Source organism: Corallococcus sp. AB011P, from assembly GCF_003611605.1.
GTDB classification, from domain to species: domain Bacteria; phylum Myxococcota; class Myxococcia; order Myxococcales; family Myxococcaceae; genus Corallococcus; species Corallococcus coralloides.
Genome location: NZ_RAVX01000003.1, coordinates 642,708 through 666,384, shown reverse-complemented (window position 1 = coordinate 666,384; position 23,677 = coordinate 642,708). Strand labels below are relative to the sequence as shown.

The following is a 23,677-nucleotide window of genomic DNA, read 5'->3' as shown; positions in this document are numbered from 1 at the left end:
GCGTGTTCCCTCAGAGAGAAAGGATGGCATACGCGCCCACCTCGTACTCGCGACCGTTCAGGCCCTCGGTGATGCCCCGATCGTTGAGGCCTTCCGAGTACTCGTTCAGCATTCGCACCAGTCCGCGCAGACCGAAGCGCGTGGTCACCGCGCCCAGCACCGGCTTCTTCAAGCCGTAGGACAGGTCCCCGCCCACCTGCACCGGGTAGGTGAGGTTGAAGACGCGGTGGTAGTCGTACGGGCCCCAGTCGTTGAAGCGCAGCTGGGCCGCGAACAGCAACGTGTCGAAGAGCGCGGAGCCGTCCAGGCCGAAGCGGTGGATCTGCCGGCTGTCCTCACCGGAGGACTGCTGGCTGCCCACGTAGGCCGTGCCGTACAGGCGCAGACGCTGCGTGGGGTTGCCCACCAGGCGCAGGGACGTCTCCCACTCATCGCGGGCCACCGGCGCGCTGCCGAAGGCGATGGTGCTGCCGTCCGCGAGGATGGCGATGCCCGCGTCGCGCGACGTCGGCTGGTGCCGGTAGACGATGTCCAGGCCCGCGGCGAACGGCGCGTCCTCGCGCATGTCGCGGTCCCACGACCAGAACCAGGTGCCCGGCGTCGGGTCGAAGGTGATGAGCAGCTCGCCGCCCAGCGTCTCGCGGTTGTCCAGCACGCTGAAGGAGTCCACCAGCACGCTGCGCGGCCGCACGCCCGAGTAGTACATGCCGGTGCCCGGGTCGTACGCGTCCGGGATGGTGGGATTCGGCCCGATGAGGGGCCGCTGGTACAGGATGTTGGGCGACACCTGGATGGAGCCGAACTGCACCGCCGCGCCCAGCTGGCCCGCGTAGTGGTTGCCGCGGCCGCTCTCGCGCAGGCTCCAGCCGGTGATGATGTTGCCCTGCTCCGGTCCACTGTCCGCGACCAGGCCGCGGAAGGAGGACTGCACCAGCCAGCGCACCGCCCCCATGTCGTAGGTGAGCCGCGCCTTGGCGCCCAGCGTGTCCAGGAACTGCACCTTGTCTTGGAGCACGTCGTAGCCGCTGTTGAGGTAGCTGGGGCCGCCTTCCGGAGCGGCGCGCGTATAGGTGAACGTCTCGCCAATGCGCTGGGGCGCGGAGAGCAGGCCGCCCACGTCCAGCACCAGCTTGCCGGTGGCGTACTGGAAGTTGAGCGCCGTCCTGCGCGCGATGCGCTCGCGCACCACGGAGGCCGTGGAGGACGACGAGCCCTGCGCCAGGTCCTCCTGGTGCACCAGCGTCACGTTCACCGGGCCCACGTTGTTGCGGTACTTCGCCACCACGGAGGGGTTGGCGCCCCAGTACAGCTCCGGCCCGACGGCGACCTTCAGCCCGTCCATGGCCTTCTTGCCGCTGAACACCACGCCGAAGGGCGCGTTGCCGTGGTAGATGTCCAGGTTCGGCCCGTAGTTCGCCTCGCGGTAGAGGTTGAAGAAGTCACCCTCCTCGCCCCAGTGGTAGTGACCGGTGCGGTAGTAGCCTTCCAGCGCGAAGTCGGAGCGGTCGAACTTGAACTCCGCCTGATACAGCGCGAAGCGATCCAACGGGGACTGCTCGCGCGCCGGAGCGCCGGGGCCCACGGGGATGTCACCCGCGGTCGGCGTGGCGGGCGTGCCGCGGTTCTCGTAGAACAGGTTGTTGAGCCGGTTCTGCGCCACGTTGCCCACGACGTTGAACGACGCGCGGCCGTAGACGCCGCTGGCCGGCTGCATCGCCAGGTCGAAGAAGATGGATTCGGTGTGGTCCGCGGAGTTCTGGTTGGGCCGCACCGTCGCGATGCTTCCGCGCGACAACGAGCTGTCCAGCAGCAGCCGCAGGTTGGACACCCGCACCGCGCTGAGCTCCTCCGTGCGCGCCAGCGCCACCGACGAGGTGTAGCCGCTGGTGAGCGCGGTCGGCCGGATGCCGGAGAAGTAGTCTCGGATGACGTCCGGGTTGGTGGTCTGCGCGTACGGGTCCAGGCGGAACACGGCCTGGAGCACGTAGTAGGCCGTGCGCGGCTGGATGCCGCTGATGCCGTTGGAGTCCGGCGGGCCCAGGGCCGCGATGCCGAACCACTCCTCGTTCATGTTGTTCTGGCCGGGGACGAAGTCGGCCGCGTAGCCGCCGTTGGGCCACGTCGCGGTGGTGTCGTGGATGGACAGGTTGGATTCCTGGCCGTGCTTCCACCAGCCGTCCACCCACTGGAACACGAAGCCGCCAATGGCCGTGCCGGACATGCCCTGGCCGTAGCCCTCCAGGTAGATCTGCTCCCACTGCGTGCGCAGGTACTCCGCCTGCGCCACGTGGTCCTCGCGGCCCGCCTTCGCGTCGTAGGCGTCCGCGCCGAACTCGCTGAAGAACACCGGCTTGTTGAGCTTGGCCTTCACCTCCGCGAACATGTCGCGCGCGGTGGGGCCGCGGTAGACGTTCGTGCCCAGCACATCCAGGTCCTGGCAGTGCTTGGCGATGAGGTCGATGTACTGGAGGTCGCCGTTGGCGATGGATACGGGGTGGTTCGTGTCCCGCTTCTTCACCGTGCGGGCCGCCTCGCCGTAGAGCGTGTAGAGCGACTCCGCGCGCGCGGCGTCCTCCTGGCCCGGCAGGGCTTCGATCTCGAACGAGGTCCAGTGCAGGCCGTAGTTGTTCTCGTTGCCCAGAAGCCACATGAGCACGCCGGGAACGTCCCGGTAGATCTCCACCTTCTCGGCCAACGCGCCGAGGATGGCCTTGCGGTGCTCCGGGTTCGAATAGTCGATGTTGACGACCATGACCCCGTTCACCGGGTGGCCATAGCGTCCCATCAGCGGGTTGAGCAGCGTGTAGATGCCGTAGTTCCGGTAGATGTACTCGACCCAGACGGGCGGGATGTCGTCGAACTGGCGGATGGCGTTGAAGCCCGCGTCGCGGAGCATCCCCATCTCTTTCGCCAGCACCTGCTTGATGAAGTCCTCCGGCTGCGTCCAGAGCGAGTACCGGTAGTTCTCACCGATGGGCGTGTAGCCCCAGTTCACGCCATGGACGGGGAAGTCCCTCCCGTCCACCTGGAGCTTGAAGCCACGCTCGTCGTGGATGACCCGCGTCACCGTCGTGCGCTTCGCGTCCGAAGGCGCGGCGGCCTGCGGTGCCGGAGCCGCGATGGGGGCGTCCGCGGGCGCGACCGGAGCCGCGGGGGCCTGCGGCTCGGGCGGCACCTGCCCCGGCACGGGCGCGGCGGCGTCCACGGGGCCAGCGGAGGGAGGCTGCGCGGCGGGCGGGGACTGGAGGGGCGAGCCCGCTCCGGACACCTGGGCCCAGGCCTGGGTGCCGCCGCACAACGCCAGACACGTCGTCAGGAAGAGCCTTTTCAAGCGGCCTGCTCCACGTCCAGGCCGTTCTGGGCCACGACGTCGCGATAGAGATGGGCGCTGTCCTTCGGGATGCGCTGCTGGGTGGCGTAGTCCACCCACACCAGGCCGAAGCGCTTGGTGTACCCGTAGGCCCACTCGAAGTTGTCCAGCAGCGACCACGCGAAGTAACCGGCCAGCTTCACGCCCTGCGCGATGGCGTCACCGCACGCCGCCAGGTGCCCGCGCAGGTACTCCACGCGCTGCACGTCGTGCACGCGGCCGTCCGCGCTGGGGGCGGTGGAGTACGCGCAGCCGTTCTCCGTGATGTAGAGGGGGCCCGGCTTGTATTCCGTTTCCAGGTGCACCAGCAGGCGCGTGAGGGAGGCCGGGCAGACCTCCCAGTCCATGTCCGTCTTGTCCGGGCGCACGAACACGGTGCGCGGCGCGTTCTGCTCTTCCGGGATGCGGTTGCTGCGCAGGACGGCGCGCGAATAGAAGTTCACGCCCAGGAAGTCGGTGGGCGCGGCGATGGTCTCCAGGTCGCCGGGCTGGATGAAGTCCAGGTGCGGGGACGCGATGCGGCCCGCCTTCACGTGGTCTTCAATCACGTCCTGCGGGTAGCCCCGGCCGTAGAGCGGATCGAGGAACCAGCGGTTGAAGCCGCCGTCGAAGTCGCGCGTCGCGTCCGCGTCCTCCGGGCTGGGCGACGCGGGCTCGCCCGGCGTGAGGTTGAGGGTGATGCCCACCTCCGCGCCCTTCACGTTGGCGCGCAGTACCTTCACCGCGTTGCCGTGCGACACGAGCAGCGTGTGCGCCGCGGCCAGCATCTTCGACCAGTCCTTGTGGCCCGGGGCGTGCTCGCCGTTGCCGTAGCCCAGGTAGCTGATGCACCAGGGCTCGTTGTGGGTGATCCACCGATTCACGCGGTCGCCCAGGGCGCGGCTGATGACGTCCGCGTACTCCACGAAGGCGTCACCGGTGGCGCGCGCGGGCCAGCCGCCCTGGTCCTCCAGCACCTGCGGCAGGTCCCAGTGGTAGAGCGTGACGAAGGGCTCGATGCCCGCGCCCAGCAGCGAGTCGACGAGGCGCGAGTAGAAGTCCACGCCCGCCGCGTTCACCCGGCCGCGGCCCTCCGGGAGGATGCGCGGCCACGCGATGGAGAAGCGGTAGGACTTCAGCCCCATCCAGCGCATCAGTTCGATGTCCTCCGGCCAGCGGCGGTAGTGCTCACAGGCCACCGAGCCGTCGGACTTGTCTTGGATCTTCCCCGGGGTGGCGGCGAAGCGGTCCCAGATGGACTCGCCCCGGCCGTCCACGCGGGTGGCGCCCTCGATCTGATACGCGGAGGTGGCCACTCCCCAGAGGAAGTCAGGAGGAAACTGACGCATCGGCGGTAACTCCTTTCGGAACTTCAAGGTGGCAGCGGACGAGGTGATTCGCGGCCGGCAGGACGTCGGGAGGCGTGAGGGTGGAGCAGCGCGGCTCGGACACCGGGCAGCGCGGAGCGAAGGGACAGCCCACGAGCGGCGGCGGCTGCGTGGTGGGGCGCACCGGCAGCGCGGCCTGGAGGAAGTCGTCTCCATCCGGCACCGCGGACAGCAGCAGCTTCGTGTACGGGTGGCGCGGCTGGCGCAGCACCTCGTCCGCCCTGCCCGCCTCCACCACCGTGCCCGCGTAGAGCACGAGGATGCGGTCGGCCAGGTGGCGCGCGCTCGCCAGGTCGTGGGTGATGAACAGGATGCCGATGCCGCGCTCCTGCGTGAGGCCGCGAAGCAGTTGGAGCACGCCCTTGCGCGTGGACACGTCCAGCATGGACGTGGGCTCGTCCGCGATGATGACCTGCGGCTCCACCGCCAGGGCGCGCGCCACCGCCACGCGCTGGCGCTGGCCGCCGGACAGCTCATGCGGGTAGCGCTTCGCGAAGGCCTCCGCGGGCGTCAGGCCCACGGACTCCAGCAGCGACAGCACCCGCGTGCGAAGGCCCGACTTCGGCACCCGGCCGTGGCGCACGAGCGGCCGCTCCAGGTGGTACGCCACCGTGTGCACGGGGTTGAGGGACGCGAACGGATCCTGGAACACCATCTGCACCCGGCCGCGGTAGTCCAGCGACGCCTGCGCGCTGCCGTCCGCCAGCACGTCGCGCCCCGCGAGCCGCAGCTGGCCCGCGTCCGGCATGTCCAGCCGGGCCAGGAGCCGCGCCAGCGTGGACTTGCCGCTGCCGGACTCGCCCACCAGCGCGACGATCTCCCCCGGCTGGAGGGAGAAGGACACGCCCTTGAGGATGGGCTTGCGCTCGCGGGAGAAGAAGCCGCCCGCCAGGTAGCTGCGGGTGAGGCCTTCCGCCTCCAGGAGGGGCGCGCTCATCGGTGACCTCCGGGGATGGCGGCGACGCGCGTGGACGGCCGGGACACGGACAGCTCCTGCGCCTGCTGGACCGGCGGCGGCGCGGCGTCCTTCGCGGACAGGTGCGGGAACGAGGACAGCAACAGCTGCGTGTACGGGTGGCGGGCCCCGGCGCGCAGGTTGGCGGACGTGTCCACCTCCACCAGCTTGCCGCCCTGGAGCACACCCACGCGATCCGACAGCGCGAGCAGCAGCGGCAGGTCATGCGTGATGAAGAGCATGGCGAAGCCCAGCCGCTGCTTGAGCTCCACCATGCGCTGGAGCAGCTCCTTCTGCACCACGACGTCCAGCGCCGTGGTGGGCTCGTCCATGATGATCAGCCGGGGCTCCAGGGCCAGCGCCAGCGCGATGCCCACGCGCTGCCGCATGCCGCCGGAGAGCTGGTGCGGCCACGCCGTCACCAGGTCCGGTGACAGGCCCACCATGCCCAACAGCTCCCGCGCGCGGGCGTAGGACGTGGCGCGTGACACGCGGCCGTGCGCCGCGAGTGTGTCGTGGAACTGCTCACCCAGCGTGAGCACCGGGTTGAGCGCGCTCATGGCGCTCTGGAACACCATGGACACCTGGCGCCAGCGGAACGCGCGCAGGGCCGGGCCCTCCAGCGCGGTGACGTCCATGCCGTTGAAGAGGATGCGCCCCTGCGCGACGCGCGCGGAGGCAGGCAGGAGGCCCAGCAGCGCGGAGCCGATGGTGGACTTGCCGCTGCCGGACTCACCCGCCAGGCCGAACACCTCGCCCGGCGCCACGTCGAACGACACCGAGTCCACCACGCGGGAAGCACCCTTCTCCGTCGCGTAGTCGATGCACAGGTCCTGAACGCGCAGGAGCACGCCCGGCACCGGCCGCTCCAGGTGCGCACGGGCGGGAGTGCTCGCGGGCAGCGCCGCCGGTTTGTGCACGCGCAGCGCGGGGTTGGTCATCTCGTCGATGGCGGAGCTGACCAGCGTGAGCGCGAAGCCCACGAGCGCGATGCACAGGCCCGTGGGGACGAAGATCCACCAGGAGCGCGTGAGCAGCGCCGCGTCGTTGCCGGCCCAGTAGAGATTGGTGCCCCACGTCACCACGCTCACGTCGCCCAGGCCCAGGAACTCCAGGCCCACCTGCGCGCCCACGGCATAGAGCGTGTTTCCAATGAAGGATGAGCCCAGCAGCGACGCCATGTTGGGCAACAGCTCCCGCGACACGATGCGCGAGTGGCTCTCCCCCGTCACCACCGCCGCTGACACGAAGTCGCGCCCGCGCAGGGCCAGCGACTCCGCGCGGAACACACGCGCGTTCCAGGCCCAGCCCGCCACGGTCAGCACCGCCACCATGCGCAGCGGGCCGGACGGCAGGTACGCGCCCAGCACGATGGCCAGCGGCATGCCGGGAATCACCAGGAACACGTTGGTGGTGAGCGACAGCACGTCATCCACGCGGCGGCCCAGGTAGCCCGAGGTGACGCCCACCAGCGCGCCCACCAGCGTGACGAGCGCGCCCACCGCGAAGCCCACCGCCAGCGTCTGGCGCGCGCCCACCACCGTCTGCGCGAGCACGTCCTGTCCCTGGCCGGTGGTGCCGAACCAGTGCGCCGCGTTGGGCGGCTGGTGCGGCCGGCCCACGAGCTCCGTGGGGTCCATCACGAAGAAGGGCCCCACCACCGCGAGCAGCAGGAAGAACAGGAGCAGGCTGCCGCCCACCGCCGCCTTCCGGTGGCGGGAGAGCCTTCGCGGGAAGTCACGCATGGGCGCGGGTCCTCGGATCCAACCAGAGGCAGATGAGGTCCACGGCGAAGTTCGCCGCGAGCACCGCCAGGGTGATGACCAGGAAGAGCCCCTGCATCAGCGGGTAGTCCTGGTTGCGCACGGCGAGGATGAGCAGGTAGCCCGTGCCCGGATAGGAGAAGACGATCTCCGTCAGCAGCGAACCGGACAGCACGAAGCCCACCGCCATGCCGAAGCTGGTGACGTTGGGCAAAAGCGCGTTGCGAGCCGCGTAGCGCAGCATCACCTGCCGGGGCGGCAGGCCGCGCGCGTGAGCCAACCGGATGGAGTCCGTGCCCAGCGTGGCCACCATCGTGTTGCGCATGCCCAGCATCCACCCGCCCAGCGTGGCCACCACGATGGAGGACGCGGGCAGCACCGCGTGGCGGGCCACGTCCGCGGCGAACGCGAACGACAGCCCGGGCTCCATGTCGTGCCCGTACGCGTGGCGCAGCGGGAACCACCCCAGCACGAAGCCAAAGAGGTACAGCGCCAGCATGGCCAGCCAGAAGTACGGAAAGGCCCCCAGGAACGCGAGCGCCGGAGCCAGCCCCGAGTCCAGCCACCCGCCCCGGTTCCACGCGGCGAGCACGCCCAGGAAGGACCCCACCACGAAGCTGATGATGACGGCCACGCCAGCCAGGGCCACCGTCCACATCAGGCCCGTGCCAATCACTTCCGTCACCCGCGCGGGGAAGTAGGCGTAGGACATGCCCAGGTCGCCCTGCACCAGGTGCTTCAGGTAGGTGAAGTACTGGGCGTAGAGCGGCGCGTCCGTGAAGCCGAAGGCGGCCCTCAGCGCGCCCATGGCCTCCGGCGCCACCTTGCCTTCGAAGCGCGCGAACATGGCCGCGGCGGGGTCGCCGGGGGCCAGGCGCGGAATCACGAAGTTGAGCGTGAGCGAGGCCCACGCGGCGATGAGGTAGAAGCCCATTCGCCGGAGGATGTAGCGGCCCATGGTCAGCGCTCCCTCGGGGACAGCTGCGTCAGCACCAGCAGGCTGTCGGGCTCCGCGTGCGGTGCGAGCCGCGCGTAGGGGTTCTGCTCGGTGGGGAAGCCCGTGAAGCGCGAGGAGTTGGACTCGCCCCAGGACGGGTTGGGGAACAGCGGGATGGCGGGCGCGGTGGCGGAGAAGCGCTGCTGCACCTGGGACATCAGCGCGTGCTGCTCCTCCGGCGTGCCGGCGCGCTCGAAGCGCACGAGCAGCTCATCCGCCTGCGCGTCGCCCATGCGGTGCCAGTTGGCGGCGGCCACCTCGCCCACCGGCCGCACCGTGCGCGGCGACAGGAGCCACTTGTAGAAGTTGTATGGCGTGGGCCCGTCCAGCGACCAGGAGATGGCCAGCTGGAACTCGCCCTTCTGCAGGCGCGTGAACCAGGTGCCGAACTCGTACGTCTTGAGCGTCACGCCGATGCCCAGCTTGCGCAGGTCGCGGCTCACCACCTGCCCCGCCCGCACCCAGTCCGACCACCCGCTCACGACCTCCAGGTCCAGCGCGAAGGGCTGCCCGTCCTTCAGGCGCCGCATGCCGTCCGCGCCGCGAGTGAGGCCCGCCTCGTCCAGGAGCTTGTTCGCCGCGGCCAGGTCGTAGTGCGTCCACGCGTCCTTGGCGACCTCCGCGTCCCTCCAGCCGGTGTACGCGTCGTTGAGGGCGGTGGCGTCCGCGGGGCGGGTGTAGCCGTACATGGCCACCTCCACCAACCGGTCGCGGTCCAGCGCCATGCTCAACGCCTTGCGCACACGCACGTCATCCAGCGGCGGGCGCGTGGTGTTGGGGTAGAGGAAGACGGTGCTGCCATAGAGCGGGAACCAGCGCGCGTGGTGCGCGGGGTCTCGCGACACGAAGGTGCGGTCCACCGCCGGAACGAAGTTGCCCGCCCAGTCCACCTCCCCCTCCACGAGCGCCATGTTGGCCTGGTCGTTGGTGGGGAACGCGAGGAAGCGCAGCGCGGACACCGCGGGCTTGCCGGGCTGCCAGTAGTGCGGGTTGCGGCCCAGCTCGTAGACCTGGTTGCGGAACAGCGTCACCTGGGTGAAGGGTCCGGTCGCCACCGGCTCCGGGTTGGTGAACGTCACCGGGTCCGCGACGTCCTTCCAGACGTGCTGGGGCACGATGATCTGATGCGCCAGGTCGCTGAAGCCCGGCAGGTACACGCGTGAGAAGGCGAAGGCGACGGTGCCCTTCCCTTCCGCCTTCACGTCCGTGAGGAAGCGCCACACGCCGCCCGCGTCCAGCGCCGGGTGCTGCTTGAGCAGGCCGAAGGTGAAGACGACGTCGTCCGCGCTGAAGGGCTTGCCGTCGGACCAGAGGACGCCATCGCGCACGTTGAAGCGCAGCGTGAGCTGATCCTCCGACCAGGCGTGGCCGGTGGCGAGCCAGGGCACCCACTTGCCCTGCGCGGAGCTGAAGATCTCCATGCACTCGTACACGCCCGCCCGGGTGGGCCAGCGCGCACCGGCGCCCGCGAACAGCGGGTTGAAGTTGCGCACCCACGCGCTCTGCTGCTCCACGGAGACGAAGAGCACTCCCGGCGGCCGGGGGCGCGGCTCGGACGAGCACGCCACCAGCAGCGCCAGCGGCAGGAGCGCGCGGGCGAACCTCACTGCGCGGCCCTTTCGTAGACGCGCACGTAGTCCACCTTCATCGTCTGCGGGAACACCGTCTTGGAGTCCGGCGGCCCCACGAACGAGCCGCCCACCGCGATGTTCAGGATGATGAAGTGCGGATGGTCGTAGACCCACTTCCGCCCGGCGGGCAGGCTCTTCGGCGTCACCTCGAAGAAGACGGTGTCGTCGACGATGAAGCGCAGCAGCTCCGGCTCCCACTCCACCGCGTAGATGTGGAAGTCATCGGCGAGCGGCGGCCCGGAGACGGCGTGCTGGCGGCCGATGTTCGAGCCACCGGAGTAGCCCGGCCCGTGCACCGCGCTGCTCACGACGGAGGGGATCTGCCCCTTGTGCTCCATGATGTCGATCTCGCCGCAGGCCGGCCAACCGACGGAGTCCACGTCCGCGCCCAGCAGCCAGAACGCAGGCCAGATGCCCCGGCCCGTGGGCAGCTTGATGCGCGCCTCGACGCGGCCGTAGGCCTTGCTGTAGCGGTTCTTCGTCGTCAGGCGCGCGGACGTGTAGTCGTTGTTGCCGTAGCGCTCACGGCGCGCGACGATCGCCAGGTGGCCCTCGCCGTCCAGCGACGCGTTCTCCGCGCGCGCGGTGTTGTATTCGTACTGGCCGTTGCCCCACCCGTCCCCGCCCACGTCCGGGACCCAGCGCTCCTTCGCGGGCAGCGAGCCCGCTGGTCCGTCGAACTCGTCCTGCCAGACGACTTCCCACCCCGTGCCCGGCTGCTCCGTGACGGGCTTGGGTTGCTCGTTTTGCTTATTATCCAGACCTGCTGCCGGATCACACGAAGCCATCCCCAGGCCCGAGAGGGCCAGGGCGAGGACAAGACGGCGCGAAGTCATGCACTTCTCCCGACGTTCTGCGTGGGAAAGAGGGTGCGGTCGCGCAGCGCCGCCTGGAGCACCAGGGTGGCCGCGCCCACGGCGATGGCCCGCTCTCCCAGCACCGACGTGACGATGCGCGTCTCCGCCATGGAGACGGACAGGGCGCGCTGCCGCACGGACGCGCGCAAGGGGTCGAGCAGCATCTCGCCCACGGAGGAGATCTCCCCGCCCAGCACGACGATGGCGGGGTTGAGCAGGTTGAGCAGGCCGCCCACGGCGATGCCCAGGTAGGCGCCCATGCCGTCGATGATCTGCTTCGCGGCGGCGTCGCCCGTGCGGGCGCCCTCCACCAGGTCGCGCACGGTGGGGCCCTTGCGGCCGCGGGTGCCCATGAGCTCGCGCGCGCGTTCGGTGAGCGCCGTGGAGCCGATGAGGGTGACGAGGCAGCCCCGGAGGCCGCAGACGCAGAGCGGCCCGTTGGAGTCCACCGGGATGTGGCCGATTTCACCGGCCGTTCCGCCGGCGCCCCGGTACACGTCGCCGTGGATGATGTGACCGGCGCCGATACCGGTGGCCAGCTTGATGTACGTGAGGTCCTCGCCGCCGGAGCCGGCGCCCCAGAAGCACTCCGACAGCGCGCCGAGGTTCGCGTCGTTGTCCACGAACACCGGCATGTCGAAGGTGGTCTCGAACCACTCCTTCACGTCCACGTGCTTCCACGCGGGGAGGATGAGGGGGGACATCTTGCCGGGGGCCGCCGGGTGCACGGGGCTGGGCACGGCCACCCCCATGCCGACCACGGAGCGGCGCGGGACGCGCTCGGCGTCCAGGCACTCCTGGATCAGCTCCTTCGCCTTCTGCAGCGACCCTTCCGGATCGCCGCGCACCGCGTGGCTCGCCTTGCTCTGCGTGCGCACGCGGCCGCGGAGGTCCGTGAGGACGACGGTGACGTGGGAGGCGCCCAGTTCGACACCCACCAGGCTGAACGCTTCGTCGCAGAAGCCGATGAGGGTGGGACGGCGGCCCCCGCGGGAGACCCCGGCGCCAATGCTGCGCACCAGGCCCGCCTGCTCCAGGTCCGCGACGATGGCGGAGACGGTCGACGGACTGAGCTCCGTGCGCCGGGCGATCTCCGCCCGGGAGATCTGACGCTCGCGCCAGATCATGTTGAGCAGCAGGCCGCTGTTCTGCGCACGCATGCCCGCCGCATCGACCGTCAACACCGCCGTTCCCGCTTTCATCGTCCGCTCACGTTCCTGTTTTGGCGCACCGGGCGCTCAGGTTGGGGGCTACTTCCACTGGATGTCGTCGATGAAGAGGACGAGCGGCTTGACGTCCAGCCCGCCCGCCGACCAACCGAAGCCCCCGCCGACCGTGCTGTAGCGGATCTTGCTGATGTCCAGCGTGTATTGCTTGGGCTCGGTGGTCAGCGTGACCTCGATCTTCTTCGTCCACCCGTCCTTGCCTTCGTAACCCGTGAAGAAGTTCACGATCTCGCCGCCGCTCTCGCTCCAAGCGTAGAAGGTCACGGCGTTCGCGCCATCCGGCACCTGGAAGCCCGGGCGCGGGTCATCCTCCCAAGCGCCCTCCGGGAACTGCCAGAAGACGCCGGCCCACGCGTCCGCCTTCTGGGTGGCCGTGAACTTGTGGCAAGCGCCCAGGCCCGCGCCCGGGCGGGGCGTATGGCAGATGGGCTCGTCCACCAGACCGCCCTGCTCGCCTCCTCCAGAACCCATGTAGCCGCTGGCCGCCCAGGTGCCGTCCACCGCCAGGGGCAGCGTCGTCTGGGTGCCCGCGTCCACGCCGGCGTCCGTCTCCGTGCCCGCGTCGGTGTTGGTGCCGGCGTCCGTCTCCGTGCCCGCGTCGGTGTTGGTGCCCGCGTCGGTGTTGGTACCGGCGTCCGTATTGGTGCCCGAGTCCGGCTTGGTGGTGCCGCCGTCGTTCTGGGTGCCAGGCTTGGGGTCGTCCTCAGGGTCACAGGCGCCAACGAGCCCCGCCGTCGCGAAAACTCCAACGGCCGCCAATGTCCACGCGAAACGCTTGGTGCGAAGCATGAATCCCCTCCGGGTTGTCTTGCTGGGATGACTTCGTTCTTACGGCGAAGAAATCAAAACCTGCTGGAATCCGTCGCCCGCATGCTGCGTCGCGTCACCAGAACGGCCACACGCCAGAGGAGAAACCGCCGTCTCCCGCCGCCGGGGCCCCTGCCACCTGGAGCCGCCCTGCGTCCCCGCCCACCGCGAACATGCGAGTTCGTTCGATTAACGAAGAAATACCAGCCCCCTTTACCCATTTGCAAGCAGCCGAGAACACGCTCCGTGCGGTCAATCTATTGACGCAGCGCACCGTGGTTTCAGGAATGTGTTGGTTTGGATGGGAGCGCGGGCAGACACGGCCCTGCCCCGGTCAGGGGCGAGCCACGCGTCACTTCCTGCGATGCCTGAAGAACTTCAGTGCGTCAGCGGCGGCGGACCGATCATGCGCCGGACCATGGCGAGCAGCTGCTCGATGTCGAAGGGCTTGGGCAGGAAGCCCGCGCACGGCAGGTGCTGCCAGAAGTCCGGCGGGCTGGCGCTCATCATCACCACCGGAACGTCACGCAGGGCCGGATCCTTCTGCATGGACTCCAGCACCCCGGGCCCGTTGAGCACCGGCATCATGTAGTCGAGCAGAATCATCGACGGGCGCTCCTGGCGCATCCGCTCCAGGGCCTCGCGGCCGTTGAGCGCGATGGCCGTGCGGTAGCCTTCGTCGGACAGGAGGTCTCGGACGGCCTCCACGATGCCGAACTCGTCGTCGACGATGAGGACGGGCCCCATGGTCAAGTGCCTCGGCGCTTGCGGACGTTGCGGCGCGGCTTCGGCGAGGTCGCCCTGGCGGAGGATTTGGTGCCCGCGCGCGGCTTGCGGCGCGGCTTCGGCAACGGGGTCGGCTCCGGAGTCCGCGTGCGCGCGAGCCCCGTCATCAACATCTGCCCTTCCGCGAAGGGCTGGCCGACCTTGAGTCCCTTGCCCGTGATCTCCAGCTCGCGCAGGGCGGGATCGTAGGCGCTGTTGCGCACCTTGAGCGCCGCGATGAAGCGGCGCAGCCCGGAGTGCAGCTCCACCATGCGCAGGAACAGGATGTTCTCCGCCACCATGGAGATGCCCTCGAGCGGGAACTTCACCTCCGGCCCGAAGGCGGAGGTGGCCTCCGCGGTGTAGAGGAGCGTCACCTCGCGCACCCGGCACTCGTTGACGAGCGCCGCCAGGAAGCGCGCCACCCGCGACTTACGGGTGGAGGCGCGGCGGAGCGCCTCGTAGCCGTCCAGGAAGATGCGGCGCACCCGGCCGCTGCGGACGATGGTCAAGAGCTCCGTGCCCAGCTTGTCGAGGATGTTCTCCGTGGGCGGCCGGAAGCTCACCTCCAGGTCCCCGCGCTCCATCAGGGGCTGCAGGTGCAGGCCCACGCCCGCCGCCTGCGCGAGCATCCGCTCCGGCGCGTCGTAGAAGGCGAAGTAGTGGCCGCGCTCCCCCTGGCGGGCGCCTTCCGCCAGGAAGCACAGGCCCAGCAGTGTCTTGCCGCTGCCCGGAGGCCCCAGGAGGATGGTGGTGGAGCCCGCGGGCACCCCGCCCTTGAGCATCGCGTCCAGGCCGGTCACGCCGAAGGCGTCGCGCTCGCGCTTCCCGGCGCCGGGCACCAGGTTGCCGTCCACCATCGACTCCAGGCGGGGGTAGACGGTGAGCCCGTCGCCGGTGATCTCGAAGCCGTGCTGCCCCAGCTTGTACGCGCTGCCCCGGAACTTGCGCACGCGCAGCTCGCGCAGGGTTCGCACGCCGAAGGTCCGCTGCTGGAGCATCAGCAGGCCATCCACCATGGTGTGCTCCGCGCGCAGGCCCTTGTCGCCTCCGGTGGTGAGCACGACCGTGGTGCAGCCGATGAGGCCCGTCACGACCTGGAGGCCGTGGATGAACTTCTTGAGCGCCTGCCGCGACGGCGCCAGCTCCTCCGCCGCCAGCAGTCCGTCCAGCACGAGCAGCGAGGCCTTGTGCGCCTTGATCTCCTTGCGCACCAGCTCCGCGAGCGCGTCCAGCCCGCCCTGCTCCAGGATGGTGAAGGCGCTCAGGTAGCTGATCTTCCCCGGCACGCAGGCCGGGTCGAAGAACGACAGCGTCTGAAGGTTGCTCACCAGCTCCGTGTGCGACTCGGCCAGGAGCGTGAGGTAGAGGACCTGGTGACCCTGGGCCGCCTGATGGAAGCAGAGCTGGTTGGCGAGGATGGTCTTGCCCGCGCCCGGCAGACCCAGGACCATGTACATGCGGCCCTTGCGCAGGCCGCCGCATAGCACGGTGTCCAGACCGGGGATGCCCGTGGACATCCGCTGTTCTTCACGTCCACCGCCCGGCGTCATCACACGCTTCCTTCCTGGGCGCCATGCGACCAGCGGGAGCGCGAGGAACGGCCCCGGGTGGTCTCCATAGTCCAGCCCCCGCGTGAAGGCTCAACAATCTGGGATGCGTACGTTCCTGGACAAAACACGCATGCCCCGGCCCGCCGGCCGCTCAGCGGGCAGCGTTGGCGTCCGCCGCCGGCACGGGGGCCGAGCCCCCCGTCAGCGGCTTGAGCGACGCGCGCAGGGCCTCAATCTGGGCGCGCGCCTGGTTCTTGAGCGACTCCACGTCGTCCATCGTCATCCCCTTGGTGGAGATGGGCGTGCCCACCGTCACCAGTCCGCGCGACGTGGCGAAGCGCCACGAGTGCTTGGGCAGCGCGAGCCGCGTGCCGCTCACCGCCAGGGGCAGCACGTCCGCCTGCATCTCGATGGCGAGCCGGAAGGCGCCGTCCTTGAAGGGCAGCAGCTCATCCGTCTTGGAGCGCGTGCCCTCCGGGAAGATCATCACCGGCATCCCCTTGAGCATCCACTCCTTGCAGCGCGCCATGGCGCCAGTGGCCGAGTCGCGGTCGCCGCGCTCCACCGGGATGTCCCCGGCGATGCCCATCATCCAGCCCACCACGGGCACCTTGAAGAGGCTCTTCTTGCCCAGCCACTTCATCTCCCACGGCAGGTGGGAGATGAGGAACGGATCCGCGTTGGACTCGTGGTTGCTCACCACCACGGTGTTGGCCGCCACGTGATCCGGCACCTGGCCGTGCATGCCGAAGCGCCAGTAGGGCGTGAGCTTCGCGGCGGTGACACCCACCAGGCGGAAGCAGCGGCCCACCACGTAGCGGCGCTTGTCGAACAGGAACGTGAGGATGAACAGGAAGAGCTGGACGAAGAAGCCCACCAGGGCGACGAGGCCCACCTCGACCCAGGTCCAGATGGAGAGCAGTGCGTTCATGAGAGGTGTCCCTTGGGGATGAGGAGGGTTCAGGTGAGGACCGCGGGGTCCAGGTCCACGCTCACCGGGCAGTGATCCGACCCGTGAACGTCCGAGTGCACGGAGGCCTTCTTCACGAAGGCGAGCGCCGCGGGGGTGGCGAGCACGTAGTCGATGCGCCAGCCGATGTTCTTCTCGCGCACGCCGGCGCGCTGGCTCCACCAGGAGTAGTGGCCGCCCGCGGCGTTGAAGTGGCGGAAGGTGTCCACCCAGCCCGCACGGATCCACCGGTCGAACTCCTCGCGCTCCTCCGGGCGGAAGCCGCTGGTCTCGCGGTTCTCGCGCGGGCGCGCCAGGTCGATGTCCTGGTGGGCGGTGTTGAAGTCCCCCATCACCAGCACGCGCTGGTTGTCGCGCAGCGGCTTCTCCAGGCGCGCGAAGAGGCGGCGGTAGAAGTCCAGCTTGAAGGGGATGCGGGAGAGGTCGCGGTCCTTCCCGTTGCCGTTGGGGAAGTAGCCGTTGACCACGGTGAGCTTGCCGAAGCGGGCGAACTGGAGGCGGCCCTCCGCGTCCATCTCCGGCGCGTCCAGGCTGGTGGTGAGGTCGTCCGGTTCGTGGCGGCTGAAGAGGCCCACGCCGCTGTAGCCGGGGCGCTCCGCGGCCACGAAGTGGGTCTTCCAACGGCGGGGGGCGCGGACCTCCGCGGGGAGCTGCTCCACGCGGGCGCGCACCTCCTGCAGCCCCACGATGTCCGCCCGGGCCTTGGACAGCCACGGGAGGAAGCCCTTGCGGTGGATGGAGCGCAGACCGTTGACGTTCCAGGAGACGACTCGCACGCCCCCGCTTATGGCGAAAGCGCGCGGGTATTTCCAGCCCCCACCGTTCCTGGACGGACGGTGGGGGCCGGTCACTGCTCAGTGCGTCAAGGCACTTCCAGGGCGCTCGACTTGTTCTGCGGGCCGCGCGTGGTGCGGATGATGAAGTTCGCGCTGTTCACGTCCGTGTCGTAGCTGTTGCCCTTCGTCGCGTCCGCGCCGGTGCCCTCCATGGTCGCGGCGGACGAGCCGGCGTTGGCCTTGCGCTCGTAGCTTCCGTTGGTCGCGACGGTCCCCGTGACAGGGCTATTGCCTTCCGCGGAGTCCGCGGTGGTGCCGTAGCCCACCGTGTCCACCGCGAGGGCGTCCACCTTCGCGGTGGAGATGCCAGCCTTGCCCAGGCGGATGTGGCCCGCCGCGGCGCCCATCGGGATGGTGGTTCCAGCGGAGGCGTCACCCGCGACGGTGCTGCCACCGGAGTAGGAGCCCCCCGTCACCAGGTAGAAGCCGTGCGCCGCGATGGTCGCCCCCGCGGGGAACGTGAAGGCGGCAGTGTTGTAGTTCGGGGCGGCCGGCCCCTTGTACTGGAGCTTCCAGCCGGCGAGGGCCACGCTCTCGTTCGTCGGGTTGTAGAGTTCGATGAACTCGTCGTTCGCGCCACCGGTGCCGGCAACGGCGAACTCGCTGATCACGACATGGTTCGTCGTGGGGGCGGCGGTGACCTTCGCCTGGGCGGACACGGACTGGCCGTTGAGCGTGGCCACGATGGTGCCCGTCGAACCGGACGCGCCCGCGGTGAAGGCGAACTTCGCGGAGATCTCGTTGGCCGGCACCGTCGCGGTGGCCGGCACGGTGCCCACGTTGCCCGTCGTGGACAGCGCCACGACCGTGGCCTCGGCGGCCGGGATGTCCAGCGTCACGGTGACGTTGGCCGTCTGACCGGAGGACAGGGACACCGTCTCCGGCGACAGGTACGCCAGCGAGGCCGCTTCCGTCGCACCCAGCACGCGCACCGTGGCGGTGCGCGAATCACCACCCAGCGTGGCCGTCAGCGTCGCCTTGGCGGAGCCCGCCGCGTCGTCCGCCGTCACGATGACCGCCGCGGACCGCGAGCCCGCGGGCACCGTCACCTGGCCGTTGTTGGCCACGACCACCGAGGGGCTGGACGAGGCGACCTGGACCACGACGTCCGTGGTGGCCTCGGCGCTCAGCGTCACCGACAGCGGCTCCGGAATCGTCTCACCCGTGGTGCCCGAGCGCGCGAAGGCCGCGGCCGGCTCCAGCGCGCTGAGCGTCGTCGTGGTGCCCGCGTCGGTGCCCGCGTCCGTCTCGGTGCCCGCGTCCGTAGCCGGGCCCGCGTCGATGGCGCCGCCGTCCGTCTCGGTGCCGGCGTCCGTCTCGGTGCCCGCGTCCGTCTCGGTGCCCGCGTCCGTCTCGGTGCCCGCGTCCGTCTCCGTGCCGGCGTCCGTCTCCGTGCCCGCGTCCGTCTCGGTGCCCGCGTCGACCGTGCCGGAGCCGCCGTCCGTCTCGGTGCCCGCGTCCGTCTCGGTGCCCGCGTCGGTGGTCGTGCCGGCGTCGGTCTCAGTGCCGGCGTCGGTCTCCGTGCCCGCGTCCGTCTCAGTGCCGGCGTCCGTCTCCGTGCCCGCATCCTGCTCAGTGCCGGCGTCGGTCTCCGTGCCGGCGTCCGTGTTGGTGCCCGCGTCGGTCGTGGGCTTAGTCACCTGACAGCTGTTGTTGCAACGGTCGCCTTCGACGCGGTTGCCGTCGTCGCACGCCTCGCCACTCTCGATGATGCCGTTGCCGCAGACAGGGTTCTTGTCGTCATCACCACCGCACGCCGACAACACCAACAGCACCGCTGACAATGGGACCAGCAGGTGCCGGGAAGACCAGGACATGGAGACTCCGTGTTGAGTACTGAGCCTCCTCACAAACCACAAAATTACAGGCCGACGCAAACCCCTCCCGGTGACTTCTGGCTCACGGCCATGGAACCCTCCGGGTCACCGGTTTCTCAAGACCTGACAGTGCGGGTGGGTCGTCCGGACCGGCCCTGCTTCAGCCAGGAGTCCCGGGGGTTTGCGGGGAGGCTGAACCCCCCAATCCATGCGCATCCAGGAAGCCCCGCACGGACTGGGCGATCTCCGTCCCAGCCTCCAGGAGGCCCGCGTGGCCGGCGTCATCCACCTGGAGCCAGTGGGCCTGGGGCAGCGCGCGGTGCAGCCGCTGCACTTCCGACAGGGGCACGAGGACGTCATCGCTCGCGGCGATGATCAGCACGGGCACCCGGATGGATGGGAGGACGTCCCAGGCGTGGCCCTCCGTGAGGCCTCGCAGCGTGCGCCAATAGGCCTGCGCGCTCATGTGGTAGAGCGCGTCCAGGAACTCGGCGATGTCCTCGCGCGGAGCCCGGGGCCGCAGCGCCCCCACGGCCCTCGCCAGCGGATCCGCCAGCGGGGTGGCGAGGAAGGCCTTCACCGCGGGCGCTACCACCGGCACCCAGGGCGTTCCGGCGGCCAGCATCCCCTTCGCGGCGGACAACACGAAGCGGGATCCCCAGCGCGGATCCGCTGAACCCGGCACGCCCGGGGTCCCCGCGATGAGCGTCATGGACGGCACCAGCTCCGGCCGGCGGCGGTACAGCTCCAGCAGGATGCGCACGCCCATGGAGAAGGCGATGTGGTGCGGGGGCCGGCCGTCGCCGCGCGCCATGGCCGCCTCGGTGACACGCTCCAGGTCGTCCACGTGCACCTTCACGCGGTAGTCGTTGTCGCGCGATTCCTCGCTCATGCCGTGGCCGCGGTAGTCCCAGTGCACCACGCGGTGGTCCTGCTCCAGGTCGGCGACGATGTGGCGCCAGAAGTTCTCCGACGTGCCGATGCCGTTGGTCAGCAGCACCGTGGGGCGGTCCGCGAGCGCGGCGTCGCGGTCCTCCTCCGGCTTGCCCGAGCTGTGGGTGTGGACCGCCACCCGGGTGCCATCCGGGGCGGAGACGAGGTGCGTGGCGCGACGGTAGGGCATCCCCGCCCACCATGCGGCCGGGCAGGCGCGGGTGCAAGGGCCGACAGCCCGTCCCCCCGAGGGCGCCCTCCCCCATCCGCACAGGCCGGGCTGGACGCGCCCGGGCCTCCAGGCAATGGTGCGCGCGATGCTCAGCGTGGAGGCGGAAGGGTTGGACGTGGCGGCCGTGCTCGCCCACTACGAGGCGCACGGCTTCGCGCGCCTGGGCCGTGTGCTGGACGACGCGGGCGTGGAGGCGCTGCGCGAGCGGGCGGACGACCTGATGCTCGGCCGCGTGGTGTATCCGGGGATGTTCTTCCAGCCGGACGCCACCACCGGCCGCTACGAGGACGCGCCCCTGGGGCTGGGCTGGCAGGGCCCGTCCCTGGACTACCGCAAGCTGGAGAAGCTGGAGAAGGATCCGCGCTTCCTCGAGTGGATGGAGAACCCGCTGTTCGAGCGGATCACCCGCGCGCGCATCCCCGGCGACATCGTCCTGTACCGCGCCATCCTCTTCCACAAGGGCCCCGCGGGAGGCAGCAACCTGCCCTTCCACCAGGACGGCGGAAAGCTGTGGGGCCTCACGCGCGAACCGGACCTCCAAATCTGGACCGCGCTGGACGACGCGCCGGAGGGAGGCGGCTGTCTGGAGGTGATCCCCGGCAGCCACCGCGCGGGCCTGGTGACGGCGCTGGGCGGCGTGATTCCCCCGGACCGCGTGGAGGCGGCGGACGCGGAAGCCCATGTCGTGCCCCTGCCGGTGCAGGCCGGGGAGGCCCTGCTCGTGCACAACCACGTCTGGCACCGCTCCGGGCGCGGCCGGCCCGGACAGCGGCGGCGCGCGTTCTCCGCCTGCTACATGAGCGCGGACACCACCTGCGTGCGCAAGAAGAAGGCCCCGCGCGTGTTCCCTCCGGTGTTCCGTCACCCGGTGCGCGGCGGCTGAAAGGCCCTATCATCCGGGGCGTGTCCGGACACCCTGGAGTCCTCGTCGCCGAGCAGCCCCACTACCTGCCGTGGGTGGACTTCTACGAGCAGGTGGCCCGCGCCGGCACGCTGGTGGTGCTGGACGACGTGCAGTGGCTGAGGCGTGGCTGGCAGCGCCGCACGCGCGTCGCCCTGCCCCACGGCGTGCCCACGCCGCCCCCGTCCGAACCGGGCTTCCAGTGGCTGTCCATCCCGCTGGAGGATCCACACCGCGACACGCGGATCCGCGACCTGGCGGTGGACTCGAGCCAGCCCTGGGCGCGCAAACACTTGCAGGCGCTGGTGACGCTCTACGGAGGCAGGCCCCACTTCCGCGCGCAGGTGTTGCCGCTCGTGGAGCCCTTCTACGACGCCGCCGCGCGCGAGTCCGGCCCGGGGTCGCTGTTGCGCGTGCTCCTGTCCAGCATGGCGCTGTTCCATGCACCGCTGGGCCTGGAGCCGAACCTGGTGCTCTCCTCCACGCTGGAGCGCCGGGGCGAGGACAAGACGCAGCGGCTGGTGGAGTACTGCCTCCAGACGGGCGCGCACACGTACTACTCGGGGACGGGCTCCACGGTGTACCTGAAGCCGGAGCGCTTCCGCGCGGTGGACGTGCGCCTCTTGTGGCAGCGCTTCCGCCACCCGGACTACGCGCAGGGGCGCGAGGGGCGCTTCGTGACGGGGCTGTCCATCGTGGACGTGCTGGCCAACGTGCCCGTGGAGACGGTGCGCACGTGGCTCCAGCCGTCGCCGTGGGGGCCGTTCGCGGGGGACGGCCCCCAGCCGCTTCAGCGGGCGGACGCGGCGGTGGGCGCGGAGTCCGCCGGCTTGTCGAAGCGCACGAAGTAGCTGCGCACGGCGGAGTCCAGCAGCGCGGGATCCAGGCGCGGCGTCTGGCCCTGGTAGTTCGCCATGTCGATGACCTGATCCAACAGGTCGCGAGGCTGGCACGCGGCGAAGGGCCGGTGATTCGGGCGGTAGTGCTCGTCGATGAGGTAGTCCACGGCGCGCGCGTCGTAGGGCACGCCGCGCTTCTTGCACATCACCTGGAAGATCTCGTGGAACTGCTCCTCGTCCGGGCGCTGCACCTCCAGCTTGTAGCGGACGCGGCGCAGGAAGGCGTCATCCACCAGGGCGCTGGGGTCCAGGTTGGTGGAGAAGGCGGCGAACACGTCGAAGGGCACCTGGATCTTCTTGCCGGTGTGGAGCGTGAGGATGTCCACGTCGCTCTCCAGCGGGACGATCCACCGGTTGAGCAGATCCTTGGGGGACACCTTCTGCCGGCCGAAGTCGTCGATGAGGAGCATCCCGTTGGACGCCTTCATCTGGAACGGGGCCTCGTAGTACTTCACCTCCGGCGTGTAGACGAGGTCGAGCATCTCCAGCGTGAGCTCACCGCCCACCACCACGAGCGGACGGCGGCAGCGCACCCAGCGGCGGTCATACGACGGCATGCCGGGTTCGTCCTCCACCGCGCGGTGGATGTTCGCGTCGAACATCTTCACGACGAAGTCGTCGATGAGCAGCGCGTGCGGGACGAAGATGTCCCCCTCGTAGCAATTGACCATGCCCTGGCAGATGGCCGTCTTGCCGTTGCCCGGGGGGCCATAGAAGAAGATGGCGCGCCCGGAGTTCATCGCCGGACCGATGCCGTCGAAGATGTAGTCGCGGATGATCAGGTCGCCGAACTTGTCCTGCATGCGATGGCGGGTGATGCGGTTGCCGCGCACGGTCTGCTGCTTCACGGCCGCGACCCATTCGTTGAACGGCACGGGCGCCGGACCGTTGTAGCGGTTGCGGTCCAATATCTGCCGCAGCACGTCCGTCACGAAGGTCGTGAGCTGGTAGATCATCGTGGAGCGGCCCACGCCGGATCCGCCACCGCCGCGGATGTCGATGTACTTCTGGCGGCGCAGTCCCTCGATGACCTCGTCCACCAGCGTGGTGGGCAGTTGCAGGCGTGTGGCCACATCCATGCCGCGCATCTCGCCCGCGAAGAAGATGGCCTTGAGGACCAGCTCCTCCACGAAGGTCGCGTTGAGGCCGGCCTCCTGGAGCGTCTTCGGCTGCGCGGGCCAGAAGCGGTTCGTCACCGGCGCATCCGACGCTTCACCGCGCCGGAAGCCGCGCCGCTCCGGCCCCACGTAGCCCTGCGGCGGCGCCGCGACGGGAGCGCGGCGTTCGGGGCCACCCGGGGCAGCGCCACGGCGGTCCGCCTCCGGGGGACCCCGGCGATCCGCCTCCGGACCGCGGCGCTCCATGCCAGGGGCCGCGCGACGTTCGGGCTCCTGCGCGAGTGGAGGCGGGCCGGGGGGCGCGGTGCGCCGCTCGGTCTGCACGTCGAGCATCTCCTCGCTGAAGGGTGGCGGCGCGCCCGGTGGGGCCACGCCCGCGGACTGCGCGGGCGGCACGCGGGGGCGCGGCATCGGATCAAAGATGACGGACGGCAGCGGCGCGGGCTGCGCAGGCCGGGAGCGGGTGGGCTCCGGACGCGGCTCTCCGCCCAGGGGCGCGCCGGCCGGGGCGGGCGCGCGCGGACGGGGCGGCGCGGACAGGACGGGATTCGCCGTCGCGGCGGGCGTCTCCAGCGGGGTGACGCTGCGATTCTCATCCTGCTCGGCGTCGAGGGAAGACGGACCTGGGCCAGGAGGGGGCCTGCGTAGGAAGTCGGTCATCACTGCTCCGGCGGGAGGGG

The 23,677-nt window shown here is 70.2% G+C and carries 18 protein-coding genes; 2 read left to right on the top strand and 16 right to left on the bottom strand.

What is annotated here, in order from left to right; all coding sequences use genetic code 11:
* Positions 1 to 10 precede the first annotated feature (10 nt).
* The 15 genes from D7X30_RS12350 to D7X30_RS12280 form a co-directional block, all read right to left on the bottom strand.
* Entirely contained in the window at positions 11 to 3,331 is a 3,321-nt protein-coding gene (locus tag D7X30_RS12350; RefSeq protein ID WP_120563085.1) for a glycoside hydrolase family 2 TIM barrel-domain containing protein, read from the bottom strand.
* Positions 3,328 to 4,698, bottom strand: a complete 1,371-nt coding sequence (locus D7X30_RS12345; RefSeq protein WP_120563084.1) for a GH1 family beta-glucosidase — start codon at positions 4,696 to 4,698, stop codon at positions 3,328 to 3,330. Before D7X30_RS12345 ends, D7X30_RS12350 begins: the two co-directional genes overlap by 4 nt.
* The gene (locus tag D7X30_RS12340; RefSeq protein ID WP_120563083.1) at positions 4,679 to 5,674 is read right to left on the bottom strand and encodes an ABC transporter ATP-binding protein; all 996 of its coding nucleotides are present in this window, start codon (positions 5,672 to 5,674) and stop codon (positions 4,679 to 4,681) included. Before D7X30_RS12340 ends, D7X30_RS12345 begins: the two co-directional genes overlap by 20 nt.
* Complete coding sequence (locus D7X30_RS12335; protein ID WP_120563082.1) at positions 5,671 to 7,437, bottom strand: dipeptide/oligopeptide/nickel ABC transporter permease/ATP-binding protein; 1,767 nt, start codon at positions 7,435 to 7,437, stop codon at positions 5,671 to 5,673. Before D7X30_RS12335 ends, D7X30_RS12340 begins: the two co-directional genes overlap by 4 nt.
* Positions 7,430 to 8,413 (bottom strand): ABC transporter permease, encoded by a 984-nt coding sequence (locus tag D7X30_RS12330; protein WP_120563081.1) that lies wholly within the window; start codon positions 8,411 to 8,413, stop codon positions 7,430 to 7,432. Before D7X30_RS12330 ends, D7X30_RS12335 begins: the two co-directional genes overlap by 8 nt.
* 2 nt (positions 8,414 to 8,415) lie before the next feature.
* Positions 8,416 to 10,059 (bottom strand): ABC transporter substrate-binding protein, encoded by a 1,644-nt coding sequence (locus D7X30_RS12325; RefSeq protein WP_120563080.1) that lies wholly within the window; start codon positions 10,057 to 10,059, stop codon positions 8,416 to 8,418.
* Complete coding sequence (locus tag D7X30_RS12320; protein ID WP_120563079.1) at positions 10,056 to 10,919, bottom strand: family 16 glycosylhydrolase; 864 nt, start codon at positions 10,917 to 10,919, stop codon at positions 10,056 to 10,058. The genes D7X30_RS12325 and D7X30_RS12320 overlap by 4 nt, the downstream gene beginning before the upstream one ends.
* Positions 10,916 to 12,142, bottom strand: a complete 1,227-nt coding sequence (locus D7X30_RS12315; RefSeq protein ID WP_120563078.1) for an ROK family transcriptional regulator — start codon at positions 12,140 to 12,142, stop codon at positions 10,916 to 10,918. Before D7X30_RS12315 ends, D7X30_RS12320 begins: the two co-directional genes overlap by 4 nt.
* Before the next feature lie 48 nt (positions 12,143 to 12,190).
* Positions 12,191 to 12,955, bottom strand: coding sequence for a hypothetical protein (locus D7X30_RS12310; protein WP_120563077.1), 765 nt, complete (start codon positions 12,953 to 12,955; stop codon positions 12,191 to 12,193).
* 396 nt (positions 12,956 to 13,351) lie between these two features.
* Positions 13,352 to 13,720, bottom strand: a complete 369-nt coding sequence (locus D7X30_RS12305) for a response regulator (protein ID WP_120563076.1) — start codon at positions 13,718 to 13,720, stop codon at positions 13,352 to 13,354.
* A gap of 2 nt (positions 13,721 to 13,722) precedes the next feature.
* Positions 13,723 to 15,291 carry an ATPase domain-containing protein gene (locus D7X30_RS12300; protein ID WP_120563075.1) on the bottom strand — a complete coding sequence of 523 codons (1,569 nt, stop codon included), beginning with the start codon at positions 15,289 to 15,291 and terminating at the stop codon, positions 13,723 to 13,725.
* Positions 15,292 to 15,442: 151 nt separating this feature from the next.
* On the bottom strand, positions 15,443 to 16,222 hold the full coding sequence (locus D7X30_RS12295; protein WP_120563074.1) for a 1-acyl-sn-glycerol-3-phosphate acyltransferase: 780 nt from the start codon (positions 16,220 to 16,222) through the stop codon (positions 15,443 to 15,445).
* Between the two features lie 29 nt (positions 16,223 to 16,251).
* Positions 16,252 to 17,037 carry an exodeoxyribonuclease III gene (locus D7X30_RS12290; RefSeq protein ID WP_120563073.1) on the bottom strand — a complete coding sequence of 262 codons (786 nt, stop codon included), beginning with the start codon at positions 17,035 to 17,037 and terminating at the stop codon, positions 16,252 to 16,254.
* 86 nt (positions 17,038 to 17,123) lie between these two features.
* Positions 17,124 to 18,914, bottom strand: a complete 1,791-nt coding sequence (locus D7X30_RS12285) for a lamin tail domain-containing protein (RefSeq protein ID WP_120563072.1) — start codon at positions 18,912 to 18,914, stop codon at positions 17,124 to 17,126.
* Positions 18,915 to 19,074: 160 nt separating this feature from the next.
* Entirely contained in the window at positions 19,075 to 20,037 is a 963-nt protein-coding gene (locus D7X30_RS12280) for an alpha/beta fold hydrolase (RefSeq protein WP_120563071.1), read from the bottom strand.
* A 127-nt stretch (positions 20,038 to 20,164) separates the two neighbouring features.
* Between D7X30_RS12280 and D7X30_RS12275 the strand changes: the two genes are divergently transcribed.
* Together D7X30_RS12275 and D7X30_RS12270 are read left to right on the top strand one after the other, a co-directional pair.
* Positions 20,165 to 20,962, top strand: coding sequence for a phytanoyl-CoA dioxygenase family protein (locus D7X30_RS12275; protein WP_120563284.1), 798 nt, complete (start codon positions 20,165 to 20,167; stop codon positions 20,960 to 20,962).
* A 20-nt stretch (positions 20,963 to 20,982) separates the two neighbouring features.
* The gene (locus D7X30_RS12270; protein ID WP_120563070.1) at positions 20,983 to 21,831 is read left to right on the top strand and encodes a WbqC family protein; all 849 of its coding nucleotides are present in this window, start codon (positions 20,983 to 20,985) and stop codon (positions 21,829 to 21,831) included.
* Here D7X30_RS12270 and D7X30_RS12265 read toward each other — a convergent pair.
* Positions 21,771 to 23,657, bottom strand: coding sequence for an ATPase (locus tag D7X30_RS12265; protein ID WP_120563069.1), 1,887 nt, complete (start codon positions 23,655 to 23,657; stop codon positions 21,771 to 21,773). The genes D7X30_RS12270 and D7X30_RS12265 overlap by 61 nt on opposite strands.
* Positions 23,658 to 23,677 lie beyond the last annotated feature (20 nt).

Excerpts from the sequence above, each read along its gene's own strand:
- D7X30_RS12275 (WP_120563284.1), top strand. The coding sequence starts at position 20,165 with ATGCTCAGCGTGGAGGCGGAAGGGTTGGACGTGGCGGCCGTGCTCGCC.
- D7X30_RS12340 (WP_120563083.1), bottom strand. The coding sequence starts at position 5,674 with ATGAGCGCGCCCCTCCTGGAGGCGGAAGGCCTCACCCGCAGCTACCTG.
- D7X30_RS12295 (WP_120563074.1), bottom strand. The coding sequence starts at position 16,222 with ATGAACGCACTGCTCTCCATCTGGACCTGGGTCGAGGTGGGCCTCGTC.
- D7X30_RS12335 (WP_120563082.1), bottom strand. The coding sequence starts at position 7,437 with ATGCGTGACTTCCCGCGAAGGCTCTCCCGCCACCGGAAGGCGGCGGTG.
- D7X30_RS12330 (WP_120563081.1), bottom strand. The coding sequence starts at position 8,413 with ATGGGCCGCTACATCCTCCGGCGAATGGGCTTCTACCTCATCGCCGCG.
- D7X30_RS12320 (WP_120563079.1), bottom strand. The coding sequence starts at position 10,919 with ATGACTTCGCGCCGTCTTGTCCTCGCCCTGGCCCTCTCGGGCCTGGGG.
- D7X30_RS12285 (WP_120563072.1), bottom strand. The coding sequence starts at position 18,914 with ATGTCCTGGTCTTCCCGGCACCTGCTGGTCCCATTGTCAGCGGTGCTG.
- D7X30_RS12280 (WP_120563071.1), bottom strand. The coding sequence starts at position 20,037 with ATGCCCTACCGTCGCGCCACGCACCTCGTCTCCGCCCCGGATGGCACC.
- D7X30_RS12345 (WP_120563084.1), bottom strand. The coding sequence starts at position 4,698 with ATGCGTCAGTTTCCTCCTGACTTCCTCTGGGGAGTGGCCACCTCCGCG.
- D7X30_RS12300 (WP_120563075.1), bottom strand. The coding sequence starts at position 15,291 with ATGACGCCGGGCGGTGGACGTGAAGAACAGCGGATGTCCACGGGCATC.
- D7X30_RS12315 (WP_120563078.1), bottom strand. The coding sequence starts at position 12,142 with ATGAAAGCGGGAACGGCGGTGTTGACGGTCGATGCGGCGGGCATGCGT.
- D7X30_RS12265 (WP_120563069.1), bottom strand. The coding sequence starts at position 23,657 with ATGACCGACTTCCTACGCAGGCCCCCTCCTGGCCCAGGTCCGTCTTCC.
- D7X30_RS12305 (WP_120563076.1), bottom strand. The coding sequence starts at position 13,720 with ATGGGGCCCGTCCTCATCGTCGACGACGAGTTCGGCATCGTGGAGGCC.
- D7X30_RS12310 (WP_120563077.1), bottom strand. The coding sequence starts at position 12,955 with ATGCTTCGCACCAAGCGTTTCGCGTGGACATTGGCGGCCGTTGGAGTT.